At 66.9% G+C, this 15,562-nt stretch carries 18 protein-coding genes; 8 read left to right on the forward strand and 10 right to left on the reverse strand.

What is annotated here, in order from left to right:
• The first annotated feature begins 1 nt into the window (after window position 1).
• Entirely contained in the window at window positions 2-430 is a 429-nt protein-coding gene (locus tag ELR45_RS03915) for a heavy metal-responsive transcriptional regulator (protein WP_129664198.1), read from the forward strand.
• 54 nt (window positions 431-484) lie between these two features.
• Here the strand turns inward: ELR45_RS03915 and ELR45_RS03920 are convergent, their stop codons facing one another.
• The 3 genes from ELR45_RS03920 to ELR45_RS03930 all read right to left on the reverse strand — a co-directional run bounded on the left by ELR45_RS03920 (window position 485) and on the right by ELR45_RS03930 (window position 2,277).
• Window positions 485-1,327 (reverse strand): Crp/Fnr family transcriptional regulator, encoded by an 843-nt coding sequence (locus ELR45_RS03920; protein ID WP_205855859.1) that lies wholly within the window; start codon window positions 1,325-1,327, stop codon window positions 485-487.
• A 20-nt stretch (window positions 1,328-1,347) separates the two neighbouring features.
• Window positions 1,348-1,800, reverse strand: a complete 453-nt coding sequence (locus tag ELR45_RS03925; protein WP_129663637.1) for a hypothetical protein — start codon at window positions 1,798-1,800, stop codon at window positions 1,348-1,350.
• 156 nt (window positions 1,801-1,956) lie between these two features.
• Entirely contained in the window at window positions 1,957-2,277 is a 321-nt protein-coding gene (locus tag ELR45_RS03930) for an MmcQ/YjbR family DNA-binding protein (protein ID WP_420813817.1), read from the reverse strand.
• Between the two features lie 217 nt (window positions 2,278-2,494).
• Here ELR45_RS03930 and ELR45_RS03935 point away from each other — a divergent pair, with 217 nt between their 5' ends.
• Both ELR45_RS03935 and ELR45_RS03940 read left to right on the forward strand, forming a co-directional pair.
• On the forward strand, window positions 2,495-3,646 hold the full coding sequence (locus ELR45_RS03935; RefSeq protein ID WP_129663639.1) for a lysylphosphatidylglycerol synthase domain-containing protein: 1,152 nt from the start codon (window positions 2,495-2,497) through the stop codon (window positions 3,644-3,646).
• A gap of 80 nt (window positions 3,647-3,726) precedes the next feature.
• Complete coding sequence (locus ELR45_RS03940) at window positions 3,727-4,767, forward strand: ABC transporter substrate-binding protein (protein ID WP_129663641.1); 1,041 nt, start codon at window positions 3,727-3,729, stop codon at window positions 4,765-4,767.
• A 44-nt stretch (window positions 4,768-4,811) separates the two neighbouring features.
• Here the strand turns inward: ELR45_RS03940 and ELR45_RS03945 are convergent, their stop codons facing one another.
• Complete coding sequence (locus tag ELR45_RS03945; RefSeq protein WP_205855862.1) at window positions 4,812-5,882, reverse strand: aldo/keto reductase; 1,071 nt, start codon at window positions 5,880-5,882, stop codon at window positions 4,812-4,814.
• A 288-nt stretch (window positions 5,883-6,170) separates the two neighbouring features.
• Between ELR45_RS03945 and ELR45_RS03950 the strand changes: the two genes are divergently transcribed.
• On the forward strand, window positions 6,171-6,914 hold the full coding sequence (locus ELR45_RS03950; RefSeq protein WP_129663643.1) for a SurA N-terminal domain-containing protein: 744 nt from the start codon (window positions 6,171-6,173) through the stop codon (window positions 6,912-6,914).
• 101 nt (window positions 6,915-7,015) lie between these two features.
• On the opposite strand, the gene ELR45_RS03955 is transcribed toward ELR45_RS03950, so the two are convergent.
• Both ELR45_RS03955 and ELR45_RS03960 read right to left on the reverse strand, forming a co-directional pair.
• Window positions 7,016-7,474, reverse strand: a complete 459-nt coding sequence (locus ELR45_RS03955; RefSeq protein WP_129663645.1) for an SRPBCC family protein — start codon at window positions 7,472-7,474, stop codon at window positions 7,016-7,018.
• Between the two features lie 69 nt (window positions 7,475-7,543).
• A complete protein-coding gene (locus ELR45_RS03960) occupies window positions 7,544-8,119 on the reverse strand; it encodes a PadR family transcriptional regulator (RefSeq protein WP_129663647.1) in 576 nt (191 codons plus the stop codon).
• Window positions 8,120-8,166: 47 nt separating this feature from the next.
• On the opposite strand from ELR45_RS03960, the gene ELR45_RS03965 reads away from it, so the two are divergent.
• Window positions 8,167-8,964, forward strand: coding sequence for an SGNH/GDSL hydrolase family protein (locus tag ELR45_RS03965; protein ID WP_129663649.1), 798 nt, complete (start codon window positions 8,167-8,169; stop codon window positions 8,962-8,964).
• On the opposite strand, the gene ELR45_RS03970 is transcribed toward ELR45_RS03965, so the two are convergent.
• From ELR45_RS03970 to ELR45_RS03985, 4 genes are all read right to left on the reverse strand, one after another.
• On the reverse strand, window positions 8,948-9,589 hold the full coding sequence (locus tag ELR45_RS03970; protein ID WP_420813818.1) for a response regulator: 642 nt from the start codon (window positions 9,587-9,589) through the stop codon (window positions 8,948-8,950). The genes ELR45_RS03965 and ELR45_RS03970 overlap by 17 nt on opposite strands.
• An 11-nt stretch (window positions 9,590-9,600) precedes the next feature.
• On the reverse strand, window positions 9,601-10,887 hold the full coding sequence (locus tag ELR45_RS03975; protein ID WP_240759151.1) for a sensor histidine kinase: 1,287 nt from the start codon (window positions 10,885-10,887) through the stop codon (window positions 9,601-9,603).
• Window positions 10,888-10,954: 67 nt separating this feature from the next.
• Window positions 10,955-11,941 carry a UbiA prenyltransferase family protein gene (locus tag ELR45_RS03980; RefSeq protein WP_129663653.1) on the reverse strand — a complete coding sequence of 329 codons (987 nt, stop codon included), beginning with the start codon at window positions 11,939-11,941 and terminating at the stop codon, window positions 10,955-10,957.
• Window positions 11,942-12,248: 307 nt separating this feature from the next.
• A complete protein-coding gene (locus tag ELR45_RS03985) occupies window positions 12,249-13,085 on the reverse strand; it encodes an alpha/beta fold hydrolase (protein ID WP_129663655.1) in 837 nt (278 codons plus the stop codon).
• Window positions 13,086-13,150: 65 nt separating this feature from the next.
• Here ELR45_RS03985 and ELR45_RS03990 point away from each other — a divergent pair, with 65 nt between their 5' ends.
• The 3 genes from ELR45_RS03990 to ELR45_RS04000 all read left to right on the forward strand — a co-directional run bounded on the left by ELR45_RS03990 (window position 13,151) and on the right by ELR45_RS04000 (window position 15,535).
• Complete coding sequence (locus tag ELR45_RS03990) at window positions 13,151-13,744, forward strand: CGNR zinc finger domain-containing protein (RefSeq protein ID WP_129663657.1); 594 nt, start codon at window positions 13,151-13,153, stop codon at window positions 13,742-13,744.
• Between the two features lie 29 nt (window positions 13,745-13,773).
• Window positions 13,774-14,751 carry an alpha/beta fold hydrolase gene (locus ELR45_RS03995; protein ID WP_129663658.1) on the forward strand — a complete coding sequence of 326 codons (978 nt, stop codon included), beginning with the start codon at window positions 13,774-13,776 and terminating at the stop codon, window positions 14,749-14,751.
• A gap of 85 nt (window positions 14,752-14,836) precedes the next feature.
• Window positions 14,837-15,535 (forward strand): haloacid dehalogenase type II, encoded by a 699-nt coding sequence (locus ELR45_RS04000; protein WP_129663660.1) that lies wholly within the window; start codon window positions 14,837-14,839, stop codon window positions 15,533-15,535.
• Window positions 15,536-15,562 lie beyond the last annotated feature (27 nt).

Consider the following 15,562-nt stretch of genomic DNA (forward strand, 5'->3'; position numbering starts at 1 on the left):
GCTGATCGGGGAACTGGCACGCCGGGCCGGAACCACGGCGAAGACGTTGCGGTTCTACGAAGACGAGGGTTTGATCCCGGAGCCCGGCCGGACACCATCCGGTTACCGCGACTACTCCCCCGAGGCCGTGAGCCGGGTGAGTTTCATCCACGACGCCCAGACCGCCGGCCTCGCGCTTCGCCAGATCCGTCAGATCCTCGAGATCCGCGACGGTGGCCGGCCGCCATGCGAGCACGTGGGCGAGCTCATCGAGCAGCGGCTCGCCGAAGTCGCACACCGTATCGTCGAGCTCGAGCAGACCCGGGCCCGGCTCCAGGAACTGGCCCAGCGCACCAGGCAGCTCGATCCTTCCGAGTGCGACGGGTACTGCGACATCCTCCAGCCACCGGCCACGCCCGCCGTACAATCGCCGCCGGCTCTCGACAGCTAGTGCCCGCACCCGGACACCGGGGCAGCCGAGCGTGTGCGCTCGTCCTCGGCACCCTTACTCGCCCGCTTCAGCCTCCAGGGCCGCGGCGTCGAGCACGGTGATACGCCCGCGGGCCAGGCGCAACAGACCCTGTTCGGCGAACTCGCCCAGCACTTTGGTAGCTGTTTCGCGGGAGGTCCCGACCAGGGCGGCCAACTGCTCGTGAGTCAGCGTGATCTGCTGACCCCGAGTCAATACCCCGGAACGTGGGCTGTCCTGTGCCAACGTGTGCAGGGTGGAGGCGACGCGCTGCGGGACGCTCTTGAACACGCTCTCGGTCAGCCGTCGTTCCATCTCCGCCAGTCGCTGACCGAGGGTCGCGGCGATCCTGCTGGCGATGCGCTGATCGGCCATCAAGAACTTGTGAACGTCCGCCTTGCTCATCACGCACACGACGGACTCGTCGATCGCCTCGGCGAAATTGTCGTACATCGACTGGCCAAGCAGCACCATCTCACCAAAGATCGTGCCCGGGGTGATGATGGCCGTGGTCAACGCCCGGCCGTCCTCCGATACTCGAAACACGCGTATGCGACCGCGCTTCAGGATGAACAACGTCTCCACCGGGCTATGCGGGGAGAACAGGACCTCACCGGCCGTGTACGTCCGCATCGGGGCGTTGTCCGCGATGACCTGCATCTCCTGATCCGACAGGTCACAGAAGATGTCCACCTCGGTCAAGCACCAGGTCTTGTCCAGCTCGGCTGCCCGTTCCATTTCGGTCGTCTCCTCGCGCCGGCCGGGCGCCCACGGCGGCGGACGCTCGCCCCATGGCTGCTTGTCAAGGGCATCGATCCCCTTAGCCAGACAATACGACACTGCGCGGCCTGATTCACCGCCCTGTTGCAGCATGTCCATGAGGCGAGTCTTCCGGATCGTCAGCGCCGCTCCATGCGAGGCACGATCAGCAGGTACGTCACGGCGAGCAGCAGGCCGTAGAACAGATGCCCGACAAAGCTCTGCCACTGAGCGTCACCGATCTCAAAGATCATCTCGCTCATGCCGAGCCACGCCGGCATGATCCACAACGCGCCGATCAACCACCACGCGGCACCGTAGATCAGTCCGAGCACTGCTGCCGGACCGAGGTCTCCGATCCACCTGAAGAACAGCAACACGAAGATCGCGCCGAACAGCGCGGAGTTGAATAGGTGGACGAGCCACCCCACGCCGGTCGAATCACTGCCGATCAGATCCGCGACCATGGGCAACATGCCCATCGCCTGCATCAAGATGCCGAACCCTACGCCGCCCACAAGGCCACCAGCGATACCGGCGGCCACGCGAGTCGGCAAGCTGACGGTACTGGATGCTGCTTGTGCGTTTTCCATCACCGAACCTCCTTATTACTCGTCAACCCGTGTTCCGCCGCAGACCATACGGCGCCCACGTCCTCGGATTCGGTGATCCAGCACACACAACGGGGTACCCGCTCACACGAGCCACGCAGGAATTAGTGGCCCGCTGAACCACACGCGGCGCGCTCGCTATATGGGCAGGCGTTCGCCGTGCGACTCGACCAGGGCCTCCGGAGCTGTGAGCCGCCACGCCTCGAAGACCAGCTCTGCCAGCTCGTCGAGCTCGATGCCGTCAAGATGGACCACGACCCACCCGAACTGTCCGGCCGTGAACTGGATCTCGAACACCTCCGGACGTTCTGCGACCAGAGCGAGTTGTTCCGCCAAGGGCTGCTTCAGCCCGACCGTCTGCGTCGCCTCCCACAGAAAGCCGAAGCTCTTGTCGTGAACCTTGAACGTGGTGTAGTTCGCCGACGCCAGACGTCGCACGTCGGGAAGCCGGTCGATCATCTCGAGGAACTCATCAATCGATGCCGCCATATGCACATCGAACCAGCCTGCGCCCAGATTGGCGAGAAGCTCATTAGACCGGGCATCCCTGATCGAGCGCCCGGAACTGCCCGGCGTCGCCGCCCTCGCCGATCGGAGCCAGTCGCGTGCCATGTCGACATCTGCTGTATACCTACAGATCAGCATGCGTACGGAATAGACCGGGCATCATGCCGATGTGGCGATCGACAGCGCTGCCTCTCGAGCTCGGCGGGGCATAGGTACCCGCGGCGGGTCCTGGCGCCACGTCGCCATTCCCCTGGCGTTGGCCGCTCTGCTCATCGTGGCCAGCGTGACTGTACTCCCGGCCGCGGCGCCCCGGCTCAAGGAGGCCATGCGCCAGAATCCCGCGGCGCCGCTGCTGGTGACGGCGTGCTGGCTGCTCGCGACGTCCGCATTCGTCACCGGCAAGAGGATCGTCGCGGCAGGTCACCTGACCTGGGCGGACACAATCGCCGCACACATCGGCGGAACCGTGGCCAACAGGGTCGTACCAGCAGGTGCGGGAGCCGCCGGCGTCTTCCTCGCCGCACTACGCCGAGGTGGCGCGTCCACCGCCTCAGCGGTTGGCATGGTCGCTTTGTGGGCCGCCGCCGGCGGTCTCGCGCACGCCGCTGGATTCCTGTTCGGTGTGGCGTGGCTACGCGGTGGTGCGTCGGCGGTAGCCCTCGTCGTCCTGGTGACCTGTGCGGTGATCACGGCGGCAATCGTGGTGTCCAGACGTCGCGGCACGGCGGCCATGGCCCTCTCAGTCCGATGGCGAACGTCTGGCCGTACATCCAGGCCACCCGTGCCCCTCTCCCGGACTGCGCGCGGGCGGGCGGCTCGGAATCGCCTCCGCCACGCAGCGTCGGTGATCCACGACGTCCTCGCGCAGGCTCGTGCCCATCCGGCGATAGCGGTGGCCGCCGTCGCCGCTCAGCTCGTGGCCGTGACGTGCCTGGCCATCGGTTTTGCAGCGGCGACGGCGGTCTTGGGCGTACCGGTGACGGCTACCGCCAGTATCGCCGCCTACCTGACGGGGACAGCCCTGTCGGCGACCACGCCCACGCCTGCGGGAATCGGATCCGCGGAGACAGCGCTGGTCGCAGCGCTCGTCGTCGCTGGTGCAACCGTCAGTGAGGCCCTGCCGGCCGTGTTGCTGTTTCGCGCCGTGATTCTGCTGGCGCCGGTCGCCGCGGCAGCGCTGATCGCGGGCAGCCGGCTACTCCGATCGGCTACTGCCCTCGTCACGCGGGGTCGCGGCCGACGCGTCGCTGTCGAAGCCGTCAAGAGTGGCCTCGTCGTCGCCGAGACCAGCCATCGGGCCCCGCCCGTCACCCAGCTCTGATGATCGGCACCGCAGCACGAATCCGGCCCGGCCGGACGCCCCAAGCAGGCGCCACGTATTGCTTAGGTTAGTCTAACCTTATGACCAAGATTCGAAGCATTCGTGCCGTCGTCGTTCCTCTCGTCACCGCGTCGGCCGTCGTGGGACTCACCGCATGCGGTTCCTCCGATGACGATGCCGGTTCCAGCGAAGCGTCGGAAACCGACGGCGGCGGGACTTCGAACACCGCATCGGAGACCGAGTCCGGGACTCTCGACGAGCCGGTCACCATCGAGCATATCTACGGCAGCACCGAGATCGACCAGGTGCCGGAGCGGATCGTCACCATCGACCAGCAATGGACCGACACCATGCTCGCCATGGGGATCGAACCCGTGGGCTACACGGTCGACCAGTACATGCCCGAGTCCCGCGTGCCATGGCAGGACCTACCGGCCGACGCGGAAGGGCTCTCCCTCACCGACGGGCTCCCCGTCGAGCAGATCGCCTCGCTCCAGCCCGACCTCATCGTCGGCGCGCACTCGATCACCGACGAGCGAATCTACGAGCAGCTGTCCGGCATCGCGCCCACCATCCCCCTCCTCGACGATCGTGAGGTCACGCCGTGGCAGGACATCGCCCACGTCGCCGGCGAGGTCCTCGCCGATCCCGGAGGCGCCGAGGAGGTCATCAGCTCCGTCGACGATCAGGTCTCCGCGACGGCCGAGGAGCTGCCCGGTCTCGAGGGCAAGACGTTCGCCCTGGCGCAGTACGTCGTCGGGGACACGATGTACATCGTGGCTGACGAGGAGGACGGTTCGACCGTCTTCTTCGAGCAGCTCGGCATGGACATGTTCCCGCCTGTGCGCAGCGAAGGCGAGACGACCGGGGAGCCACGGGTGAACGTCAGCACCGAGCGAGCGGACCTGCTCGAGGCCGATCTGGTGACCTTCCTGGTCAACGGCGGCGACGAGAGCGACCTCGCCGACATCTCGGGCTTCGACCAGCTTCCGGGCACGGTCGCGGTCCTCGACTACCCCACGGTCGCCGGGCTGAACGCCCCCACTCCCCTGTCAATCCCGCACGCGCTGGAGCAGCTCCGCCCCTACCTGGCGGATGCGGCCGGCGCGAGCAACGCATAGCGGGCCCGTGTCAGCCCGGGTCGCGGCGGGCCCATGCGCAGCGTTCATCCGGTGAAGACGTCGTGCACGGCGTCGGTCTGATCGCGTGTCAAAGCGGTGGTCCCGGCTCGCGTGTTGGCTTCCAGCTGGTCGATCGTCGAGCTGGACGGGATCTGTGGCCCCATGCCAGGAAGGGTGAGGATGTACGCCAGCACCATCGTGCTGATCGGCACCCGCCACAGGCGGGCGAGCTCGGCCAGCCGACGCACCTTCTTCAGGTTCTCCGCGGTAGCCACCCCGTCCAGGAGTCCTTCGTCATACAGCCGGTCGCCGGGCCCCGCGGCGGCCGGGTCGAGGTAGCGATCGGTCAGAAGCCCCTGTGCGAGCGGCGAATACGGGACGAACGCGATCCCCTCCCCGGCACTCAGCTCGAGTACCCCCGGCCTCGTCTCCCCGTTGAGCGGATCGTAACGGTTCTGCACGGCGACCGGCCGCACCCGCCGAGACAGCGTGCCGGCAACGTCCAGATACGCACTCAGCTGGCCATGTTCGACGTTGGAGACGGCGAGATAGTTCACCAGCCCCTGACTGATCAGGTCCTCCACTGTCTCCAGACTCTCGGCCACGGGGACATGATCATCGAAGCCGTGAAACCACAACAGATCGATGTAGTCGGTCTGCATCCGCGCCAACGACGCCTTCACCGACTGGATGATCTGCAACCGGGAAAGCCCGGAATGGTTCGGGGTGGTCCCATCCATCCCGCCGAACGTCTTGGTCGCCAACACGACGTCACGACGCCGGCCCGGATGCCGCGCAAGCCACTGGCCGATGACGCGTTCTGAGTTTCCCGAAGCCGCGTTGTAGCGGTTCGCGGTATCCCAGAGGGTCACGCCGAGCTCGGCAGCGCGATCGAGCAGTGCCAGCGCGTCCTCCTCCCCGACGCGTGCGCCGTCGCCGGTGCCGGGATAGCCGAACTTCCACGTGCCCAACCCGATCGCCGATGCGCGCAGGCCACTGGCACCGACATAGCGATACGGCATGCCGCGGTATTCGTCGGCGCGAAACGGGACGTTGTACAGCTGCGGGTCCGGAGTCAGATCATCCATCACGTGTTCCCAGGTCAGGTTTGGCATGGCGGGCAGGTCAGCAGGAGAAGACGTGCACGGCAGGCACTGTACCGGCGATCTGGCGCAAGGTGTCCAGCGCCGCGGCGTCGGGGCCGATCAAGCGCACCGCCGAGCACTACACGCACGTTGCCCCACCGCCACGGAGGGAAAAGCCCACCCTGCCGCGAATGAAAAAACCAACCATTTCACGATACCTACCGGATGGAGAGTTTCTTATGACGCAACATGGCAACTCTCGAAGTCGCTGTGTTAGCGTGGCCGGGGTGACAAACCGCGTCAGGAAAGGCCCCTTTTGTGAATAAGAAGATCTTCCTCGGCGTCAGCGTGGCAGTCTCCCTGTTTGCCATAACGGCGTGCGGCGGGGACGACGCAGACGAAGAGAATGCCGGCGGCGACGAGAGTTCTGAGCAGGAAGGCGCACCCCAGGCTCCGGACCTGGAAAGCATCCCCGACGTCGTGGCCGTCGTCAATGGGAGCGAGATTCTTAAAGAAGATTTCGTTTCCGTTTATGAAGGCCAATTCCAACAGCTCGCTATGCAAGCGCAGACCACCGGCGAAGATGTCGACGAAGAGCAGCTGAAAGAGCAGACGGCCGAGAACATGGTCAATAACGAGCTGCTGGTTCAAGAAGCCGACGATCGTGGCTTCGACGCTTCTCAGGAAGACATCGACGAGACGATGAACGAGCTCGCGGCGCAGAACGGCCTTGAGTCCGGCGAGGACTTCATGGCAGCGCTCGAAGAGCAGGGCATGGGCGAAGAAGAGGTCAGGGCCGAGCTCGAGGTGCAGGTGCGGGTGGATCAGCTGATCGCCGACGAGGCCGGCGATACCGACCCCACTGAGGAGGAGCTGCAGGAGCTGTACGACGAAGCCGAGGCGCAGCAGGAGCAGATGGGCGAAGAGGCGCAGGAGCTGCCGCCCTTCGACGAAGTGAAGCCTCAGCTCGAGGAGCAGGCGAAGGCGGACAAAGAGTCGGAGGTCGCCCAGGCGCTGGTCCAGGATCTCCGCGGCGACGCCGAGGTCTCGATCAACCTGTGACGTCGTCCCCCGGCACAACCGGGTGATCCGGCGTACGGAAGGTCCGCGGGAGCGGCTCCGCGTACGAGCGCTCCCGCGGTTCTGCCCTCGGCGTCGTGTGCCTACCCTTCCCTGGGGATGTCACCGCGCCAGCTGCCTGTCTCGACGCCGCGCGATTCGATGAACTCCTTGAAGTTCTTGATATCCCGCCCGACGGCCCTCGACACGAGTCCAGCCTTCTCCCCGACCGTCTCTGCCATGCCTTCCGGGTCCATTTCCATCTGCAACGTCACCCTGGTCGTGTTGTCGTCGAGCTTGTGGAACGTCACCACGCCCGCCTGCTCCGTACCACCGGTGGATCGCCAGGCGATGCGCTCCTCGGGGTGCTGCTCAGTGATCTCCGCGTCGAACGAGCGCCTCATGCCGCCCACGTCCACGACCCAGTGCAGATGGCGGTCGTCGACCTGGGTCACCGACTCCACGTCGGCCATGAACTCCGGAAAGTCCTCGAACTGCGTCCATTGGTTGTAGGCGGTCGTAATGGGCACCTCAACATCGACAGACTTCTCGGCCATCGTGATCTCTCCTCCTCCACGTCGGTCATCTCACAGGCACCGATACCCGAGAGCGGAACGCGGTAACGGCCGACGTCACTGGTTCCGCCTACCGCGGCCTTCGGGCCGGGACCGCAGTACCTCCGCCACCCACGCGCACCATTCCACGGTGTCGCGTTGAAAGCGGATTCCGCGCTGGACCGTCAGATACGGCCCCAGATGATGAGTGGTCCTGATGAACGTCGCTTCGTCCCTCCCACCGAGGATCTGCTGCTCCAACTCCTCGAACGCGGCGAGCTTCTGCCGTGCGAGCTCCGCACAGCGCTCCACGTTCTCCAGAACCGGCGCCGGATCGACGAGGTCGACCGCCTGCACGGCCACCATCAGGTCATCCCGGCCGGTGGGAAGCTCCTTCGGGGCCGCGGCGAACTTCTCGAGCATCGCGGCTCCGTCCTCGGTGAGCGAGAACAGCCTCTTGTTGGGCCGGGACTGTTGGATGACCTCACGCGCCTGCACCATGCCGGATTCACGCAACTTGGTCAGCTCGGCATAGACCTGCTGCGGCTTTGCATGCCAGAAGTTCGCGACACCGGCCTCGAACCGTTTGGCCAGTTCGTAACCGCTGGCTTCGCCGTGCACGAGAGCCGCGAGAACCGCATGTCGAAGTGCCATGCAACCAGACTAGTCATCTTCATGATCAGTCACTATTATGATTAGTCATGAATCTGACTATCTCCGGCCTCGTCGTCTGCGGAGACAGCCTCTCCGCTGGTGTGGGAGACCCGGCTCCTCGCGCAGCCGGCCGACCTCGGCAACTCCATGGCTGGGTCCACCATCTGGTCGAGAACCAGCCCGGGATTACCCTCGATGCCAACCTCGCCCGGATCGGAGCCACCGTCTCTCACGCGCGACGTCGTCAGCTGCCCCAGGCGATCGACCACGCTCCCGATGTCGTCATCTGCGCCATCGGAGCGAACGACGTCCTCTCCCCCGGATTCGATCCAGCTGCCTTCGCAGACGACTACGACGCCTTGATCGCCGCTCTGACCCACGCCGCGACCGTCGGCGTGCTCACCTTCACGCTGCACGACGTCGCGGGCGGCCTGCCCCTGACCCGCCGCAGGCACGCCACGGTGCGCGCACGAACGGCCCGCGTGAATGAGGTCATCGAGAGGGTGAGCGAGCGACATTCCTGCTGGCTGCTCGACACACGTACAGAAGGCACGCCGGTACAGCTCGGCATGCTCAGCGTCGACCGGCTGCATCCGAACCCCCGCGGACACCGCTACCTCGCCTCGCGGGTCGCCGAGTCTCTCAGCCTGAACGGCGTGTGCCCACCGGGCGAAGCCGCCGTCCCGCCTCCGCCGGACCCTGTCCTTCGCCGGGCCCGGCACGGTTACGCCCACGCGACCTGGCTCGCCCGGCATGTGGTGTGGCCACGAGCGAGACGTCGCTGGGCCAGCCGTGCCGGCGGCCGCACGAAGAGAAAACGAACGGAGGTCAGCGAGACGGACTGACGAACCCGGACTCGTACGCCGCGATGACGGCTTGCGTGCGGTCCCGGGCACCGAGCTTCATCAGCACGTTGCCCACGTGTGTCTTGACGGTCTCGTGCCCGACGACGAGGCGCTCGGCGATCTCGGCGTTGGACAAGCCGGTGGCCATCAGCCGCAGCACCTCACCCTCGCGTTCGGTGAGACCGGCGGCACCCAGCTCATCTCCGTCCGTACGGCTGCCGCCATGGGTGACGACGAGGCGCTGCAACGCAGCCGGGAACAGGATCGAGTCGCCCCGTGCCACCACCCGGATCGCCTCCACCACCTCGGCGGGGCGGGCGCGCTTGAGCAGAAAGCCGCCGGCTCCGGAGCGCAGCGCCTCGTAAACGTAGTCGTCGTTCTCGAACGTCGTCACGACCAGCACGGCCGGCGGGTCGTCCAGGGTGGCCAGCAGGTGACGAGTGGCCTGAATCCCGTCGATGGCGGGCATGCGGACGTCCATCAGGACGACGTCCGGACGGAGCCGGCGCACCAGCGGCGCCACCTCCGCACCATCGGCCGCCTCGCCGACCACGTCGAGGTCCGGTTGCGCGTCGATGATGGCGCGCAACCCGGTCCGTACAAGCTCCTCGTCGTCGACGATCATCACGCTGATCGTCACGCCGAGCTCCGACCACGCCGGCCGCCGAGCGGCAGCCGGACCGAGACCTTCCACATGCCGTCATTCTGCCCGGCGCTCATCCGGCCACCCAACAGCCCTACCCGTTCACGCATGCCGGCAAGTCCCCGGCCGCCGCGCGCCCGGCCCACGGGCGGCTCCGGCCGTCCGCCGTGGACCGAGTTCGTCACCTCGATCGCGACGGCACTGGTGCCGATGTCCACCCGCAGCGACACCGGAGCGCCGACGGCGTGGCGGGCCGCGTTGGTCAGGCACTCTTGCACGATCCGGAAGCTCTCACGGGAGACCACAGCCGGTATTCTGCTCACCGATCCCGTCATGTCGACCGCCACCTCGGCGCCTCCGGTCCGCACGTCAGAGAGCAGCTGGTCCAGATCCGCCAGCGTCCGCGCCTGGGCCGTGTCTGTCTGCCGGTCCTCCCGCAACAGCCCGAGAACGTGGTCGAGATCGGCCATCGCGGCACGCCCGGTCTCCTCGACGGCACTCAGCGCGCGCCGGACGAACTCCGGGTCGGAGTCGAGCAACTCGCTGGCGGCCGCGGCCTGCAGCGTGGTCACGGTCAGTGCATGTCCAACCGAGTCGTGTAGCTCGCGCGCCAGCCGGTTTCGCTCGGCGAGCTGGTCGGCCTCGGCTTCGAGCGCGGCGATCCGCTCATCGGGCGACGGACCGAGCAGGACTGGCGCCATCATCGCCGCGAGCGTTCCGAGCCCTGCCACCGCGTAGGTGAGCCCGACCAGCATCCCGACTCCCAGCAACGACAGCCACAGCGTGTCATCGCCGTCCAGTGGCCCCAGCCGAAAGTCCTCCAGCGTCTCTTCACCGATACCGAACTGCGCGAAAATGAAGACGAACGCCAACGGCACGGCCACGAGCACGCCGACTGCCACCCCACCGCCCGCGACCAGATGCGTGGCGAACCACAGCGCGCTGCGCAGCCGTGCTTCGGGCGCTGGGCGGTCCGTAGCCACGTCGGGCAGATCCACGTCGAGCAGGAGGCGTGCCGCATAAGCCTCCAGCGTGCGCGTCGCGCGCAGGAATGCCGGCGCGCAAGCGATGACCCCTGTCACCGCCAGCAGCAGCAACATGACCACCAGCGGGGTCTCGCCGGTGCTTCGCATCTGGATGAACGCGTAGCCCACCATCACATAGGGGAGCACGACGACGCCGCCCAGCAGCAGATGTACGCCGCGCCGGTACGTCGACCCGCTCACCAGCGGCGCAAAAATCCTGCGGAGGGCCATGGCGACGATTCTCTCAATGTTCACGGCGGCGAGACCCATGATCATGAACACTTACCGTGCTATATACACGGTTTCTGTTCATGATCACGGATCAGATCGAGTCGACGTAGGTGACCACGAATGCGGCGCACGGAATCAGGTACGCGCCCGCGACGATCGTGATCGCGGTGAACGACGGCCTCTCTCTCAGTGCCACCCGGTACAGCACGAGCAGGACCGGGGCCATGACCAGGTGCAACTGCACGAGCGACGGATCGACGACGACGCCCGCCACGGCACACACCAGCGCGACCGACGCGCTGCCGGCCCACAACGCGAACCCCAGTTCGAAGGTCGCACGCCTGCCGAGCACCACTGCCGTCGTGCGGATTCCAGCGGCGCGGTCGGCGTCGTGGTCGGCCATGGTCGTCGGCAGGTACAGCGCGGCCGCGGCCATCAGTCCGATCAACGCGATCGGCCAGGGGAACCCGCCGGTTGTTCCGCTCACCGCGACCCATCCGCCCAGCGGACCAACGACGCCGACGGCGGCGGCGTTGACGACGACGTCGGCGCCCGCCCGCGCCTTCAACCGCAGCGGGGGCATGCTGTAGGCCCACGCGAGAACGACCGTGCCGGCGACGCCGATCGTGAACAGCTCGCCCATCGGAATGGCGACCACCACCGCCAGCAGGCTCGCCGCCGTCCCGATCCAGACCGCCTGCCGCGGCGTGATGCGTCCTTGCACCAACGGGGATCCGGCCTTCCGCGGGTTGATCCGATCGCTGTCCAGATCGCACGCGTCGTTGAACGCGAGTACGGCCAGCCAGAGCAGAGGCCCGGCCACCACAGCCGCATGGGCCATCGTGACGATCTCATCTCCCCTGGGGATGATCCGTCGCGTCTCGAGGACGAAACCGAGCTGAATGGCCACGACCGAGGTAACCCAGAACCGAGGCCGGGACATCGCCAGTACGTCGCGCGGATGCGCGCGCACGCCGGCCTGCCATGGGCGCTGATCCCGCCTGGCAGTCCCTGGGCGACGCGGATCGACGTTCGTCCGGCCGCGATGGGCCGACCGGTCGGTGGTCAGGACGGACATGGCCGCTCCGTATCTGCTGAAGCACGCTGCTCCGTACCGCTAAGAGCGCTGATCGGCCTCGGTTGACCGATGACCCCAGCGTCGCCCGTCGCCGTCGCCGGGCGGATCACGACAGCGGGTGAACCCACTCCCCCGGAAGGGGGATTCCGACCCACGAACGCCCATGCACGCACACGTCTCCGCTACGGTTGCCGTCGTCGCTATGACTGCCGTCGGCCGAGCCACTGAACAGGCAGGACGTGCGCCTCACGTAGCTCGTCAAGTACGAGATATACGACGTGACCCGGCTTGATCCGGGCCGAACGGTCTACGCAAGGAACGTAGACAACGCGTCCGCGACGTCGTCGGGGTTGTCTTCGGGTGCGAAATGCCCCGCCGCCCGGATCGTCTCCAGGCGAGCGCCCGGGATCGACCCGGCGAGGCGCTCGCCGGTGGCGGGCGGAAGCCACTCGTCCTGCTCACCCCACAGCACCAGCGTGGGAGCTGAGATCTGGTCGAGCCGAGCTACGACGTCCCGGGTGTCCTCGAAGCTCACAGCCGCGACCTGGTCGATCCAGCGCTGTTGGCCGGCGGATCCCGCCCACGGCGCGTGGTACGCCCGCGCGACGGCATCGGGCATCGGCTGATGGGTGGCGGTCTGCAGCCGTGCGGTGATGATGTCGTCGAAGATGTGCTGGGGCATCGTGCGGTAGACATCGGAGTGACGCTGCATGTGCTCGGTGAACGGCGTATTCCACGGCCCGAGCACGGCCGCGTCCAGCAACGCGAGGCGACGGACCGGCACGCCCTCGACCAGGTGTGCCCGGGCCACTATCCCTCCCCCGATGTCATGCCCGACCAGGCTCGGCTCGTTCAGGCCCCAATGCTCGATCAACTCGGCCAGCGTCCTGCTCTGCTCCGCGATCGATGGGACGGCTCCGGGGCCGAGCCGAGAACCGCCGAAACCCAGGAGGTCCCACGCGTAGACTCGATACCGACGAGCCAGCACCGGGACGACGCCGCGCCACAGATACGACCATGCCGGCGTGCCATGGGTCAGCACGACGGGAGGCCCGTCGCCCCACACGCCGGTAGCAACCTCGCCGCCGGATACCTGGACGTGGTGCTGGAGCTTCCACGACCCGTCCGCCGCTCTTACATTCATCCGAACCTCCCTTGTAATGGGTATACTTGAGCTTTAACCGTTACCGTACCGGCATGGAGTAAGGCTTGCAAACTGATTTCAGCGATTACGGCGTTGGTGCCGTTTTGGCGACCGACCTGGTCAACACGTCACCCGAGGTGCGCGGCGCCGGCGAAGTCCTTGTTGACGCGGCATCGCTGGTGCACTTCCTCACGGAGCATCGGGTCATACCTGATGCCCTCCCGAACGACGCGCAGCCGACCGAGAGGGATCTCTCCCAGGTCCATGCCCTGCGTCAGGAGATCCGGTCCATCCTCGAAGCGAACACTGAGGACCAAGCAGTCGAGAGCGCCAACGCACTGGTCACTCGCACGGGCGTCGGCCCGGTCCTACGACGCGGCACCGAGGGCCGGTGGGGGTGGCACGTCGCCACGGCGCCGCACGCGTCACTCGCCGATGAGCTGGCCGTCCTGATCGGAACCGGGCTGCTCGGCGCGCTGCACACACTCGGCCACGATCGTTTCCGGCACTGCGCATCTCCGACGTGCCACGGCATGTTCGTCGACACCAGCCGCGCTGGACGTCGCCGTTACTGCATGCCTGACCTGTGTGGCAACCGCGTCAACGTCGCCAACCATCGCGCTCGCCGGCAGGCGATCGACGCTACCGAGCCGCGATAGGGTGTCGTCTGAGATCGGAGGCGGAGCACATGCGCTACCGGGACTGGGGCGAACGTTCGACGCGTTGGGCCGGAATCCGCAGCACCACCGTCGACGTGGCCGGCACCAGCGTCCACATGCTCACCGCGGACGCGAGCGCCGACGTCCCACCGGAAGCACCCGCGCAGCTGCTGGTCCACCCCATGGCCAACGGCGCCACGATGTGGCTCGACGTGATCCGGCCGTTGACCGCGTACGGGCCGGTGATCGCCCCCGACCTGCCCGGTGCGTTGTTCGGTCACACCGAATCACCACATTGGGCCGCCCCGCGCGCCGAACCCAGCGCCCGGTTCCTGCGCGCTCTGATCAGCACGCTCCGCCTCGGTCCGGCAGTCGTGCACGGTTGGTCGATGGGCGGCCACGTGGCGCTACGATTCGCGCATCTCGCACCGCAGCACGTCGAACGGCTCGTGCTGATGAACCCCACACTGCCTGGACCTCTGACCATGGCTGAAAGGTTCGGGTGGCAGACGCTCGGCCGGCTGGCCGACAGCGCAGGCCCGGCGATGGCTCGCGGAACGGTCCGGTTCTGGGGCAGCCGTACGATCGAGGCCAAACTGCGTTACGTCACCGATCCCGAGAAGCTCTCGACCAGCGCAGCCGAATACAGCGGCGGAGATCCGTCGCGGCTGGCGCCCGAAAATCCGATGCTCTGGGCGGATCAGCTGCGTGAGCTCCAGAGCAGGCCGGAGAAGATGGCCGCCGCGGCCACGGCGTTCGCATCGGTCGTCTCGGCGATGTTCATCGACCGCCGCCCCGCCCTGGAAGCCATCGACGGCGTCGATGTGCCCGTGCTCCTGCTGTGGGGCGAGCACGATCCTCTGATCACGCGTCCGGTTATCGACTACGTGACCGGGCGCCGGCCTGACTGGGCGCTGCACGTGCTTCAAACGGCAGGACACATCGCGCCCCTGGAGCTCCCCCAGGCCTACGCCGATGCCGTCGGCCTATGGCTCGCTCGCGGCTAGGAACAGCCGAGCCGACTATCCGCACACTGGAACGTCGCCAACCCATCCAACCGGATCAACAGCTAAGCAGGAAGGCAGGAGCAGCATGCCCCCGCACACTGACATCGAGCTCGTCGTGTTCGACATCCTGGGTACTCTCGTCAACGAGCCCGCCGGAGTCCACAACAGCATCCGCGAAATGGTTCCGACCGGCAGCGCCGGCCACGTCGACGACCTCGTCGAGGTGTGGCAGCGGCACGTCGCGGATCAGCAACGGAAGATGCTCGACGGCCGCCGGCCCTACGCCAACAGCGACGTCGTCGACCGCGAAGCAGCTGAACTCGTGGCGACAACGTGCGGCGTCACCGACGCTGTCGCCGTCGACAGGCTCGCCACCGCCGAACGGCGGCTCGATCCCTGGCCCGACACCATCGAAGCCCTCGAAAGACTCGCACCGCATTTCCCACTTGTAGGCCTGTCCAACGCGAGCCGAGAAACGCTGACCCGTCTCAATGCCCACACCCGAATGCGATGGCACTACCTGCTCTCGGCGGAGGACGCCCAAAGCTACAAGCCCGCCCCTGACGTCTATCGGCTCGCTGTCGACATCGCCGGCGACAGTGCACCCGAGCACATACTCATGGTCGCCGCTCACGCATGGGACCTCCGGGGCGCACAAGCACTGGGCCTGCGCACGGCCTACGTCCAACGGCCCGTCGGAGACCCACCCCTCGCCACCGACTCGTTCGACTACCACACCGCTGGCCTCGCCGATCTTGCCGCTGCAATCCTCGTAGGCGTCTGAGCGCGCCGGAGTGACCTGCACGTGCGT

Source organism: Phytoactinopolyspora endophytica, assembly GCF_004138495.1.
Classification (GTDB): Bacteria; Actinomycetota; Actinomycetes; order Jiangellales; family Jiangellaceae; genus Phytoactinopolyspora; species Phytoactinopolyspora endophytica.